This window comes from Mesorhizobium sp. ES1-3, from assembly GCF_020164795.1.
GTDB lineage: Bacteria > Pseudomonadota > Alphaproteobacteria > Rhizobiales > Rhizobiaceae > Mesorhizobium.
The window spans coordinates 1-1,524 of sequence record NZ_JAIUGW010000068.1 but is presented as its reverse complement, the minus strand read 5'-3'; the positions used below and the strand labels follow the sequence as shown (position 1 = coordinate 1,524).

2 protein-coding genes are annotated in these 1,524 nt (G+C 62.9%); both read right to left on the bottom strand.

The window, feature by feature from the left end:
- The gene (locus LB536_RS30975) at positions 1-345 is read right to left on the bottom strand and encodes a hypothetical protein (protein ID WP_224599152.1); all 345 of its coding nucleotides are present in this window, start codon (positions 343-345) and stop codon (positions 1-3) included.
- Complete coding sequence (locus LB536_RS30970; RefSeq protein ID WP_224599149.1) at positions 342-1,445, bottom strand: IS5 family transposase; 1,104 nt, start codon at positions 1,443-1,445, stop codon at positions 342-344. The genes LB536_RS30975 and LB536_RS30970 overlap by 4 nt, the downstream gene beginning before the upstream one ends.
- Positions 1,446-1,524: the final 79 nt, after the last annotated feature.

Genomic DNA, 1,524 nt, shown 5'->3' with positions numbered 1-1,524 from the left:
CTAGCAGGCTGTTGAAGAAGGATCACGTTTGGCCTTGAGGATAGCCTCGTCACCGTTGTGGTAGGCGAATGTGATGTCGATCGAGCCGTCGTCGAGCAATTCTGCGGAGCCGTCGCCGGTGACTTCGTCCATCTCATCGAAGCCGGCCCATGTGAAGAAGACCATTGAGGACCCGTAGCCGAGATCGAGGCCGGCTTGCAGGGCGCCAAAGGCGATCTCACCGTGGTTGTCAGCCCCAATGGTGATCGTGGCGGGCCCGCCGAGGTCGAGATAGCTGCGATCCCACAGGTCAGCTTCGATGATCCGCCAGCGGCCGATCAGTTGACAGCCGGCAGGTGCGATCATGTCGGCACCGCCAGCAGCCTCGGCAACCGCACCAGATTGTAGGCGGCGGCAGCAAAGGTGAAGCCCCATCCGACGCGGTCCCGGCCGCGGAACTTGGTTTGGCGCTGTCCGGCGACCATCTTGATCCAGCCGAACGCCTCTTCAATGCGCTTGCGAATACGCTGACTGACAGCATAGCCGCCATGCCGGGTGGTGCGCCCGTCGATCGCCGAACTACGGCCGCTGGTGTTCTGCGCCACATGCGGCGTCACCTTCATCGAACGCAGTTCGTTGACGAAGTCCTCCGCATCGTAGGCCTTGTCGGCACCGAGCGTGATCGCCTGCGGTCGATCGGCGCGAGGCTCGACCATGTGCAGCGCGGCCACCCGCTCGGCATGCCCGTCGGCCAAGGTCAGGCAGGCGTCAACCAACAGACCATGGCGATTCTCCATCAGACCATGCCCCATGAAGCACAGCTTCGCCTCCTTGCCCCGCCCTTTGCGGTAGAGCCTTGCGTCGGGGTCGGTGGTCGAGGCGTGCGTCTCGTTCGATCGCCGCTCGCCGTGGAAGTCTGCTTCCGCATTGCGTCCTCCGCCTTGAGCCGGCGGCTCGCCATGACCACCGCTTGGGCCGTCCTTCGGCTTGATGCTCTTCATCGACGCCCAGGCCTCGATCAGCGTGCCGTCGACCGAGAAGTGATCCGTAGACAGAAGCTTCTTCACCTTGGGTTGTGCCAGCACCGCCGCCAGGAACTTTGCAGCGATGTCGCCCTCCAGCAGCCGGTCACGGTTCTTGGAGAACACCGAATGATCCCAGGCTGCGTCGTCCACGCCGATGCCCACAAACCAGCGGAACAGGAGGTCGTATTCCAGCCGCTCCATCAACAGCCGCTCCGAGCGGATCGAATAGAACGCCTGCAACAGCATTGCCCGCAGCAGCTTCTCCGGCGGGATCGAAGGTCGCCCGATCGGCGAATACAGCGCCGCAAACTCCCGCTCCAACGCCGAAAGCGCGTCATTCACAATCGCCCGTATACGGCGCAACGGATGATCGCGCCGAACCCGCGCCTCAAGATCCACGTAGCTGAACAGTTCGCCCGTCTGTCCGTCACCGCCCCGCACGATTCACTCCCACATCTTCGTGGTCAGAGTGAATCACGAACCAGGAGCTGTCGCGAGCCCTTTTTCAACAGCCTGCTAG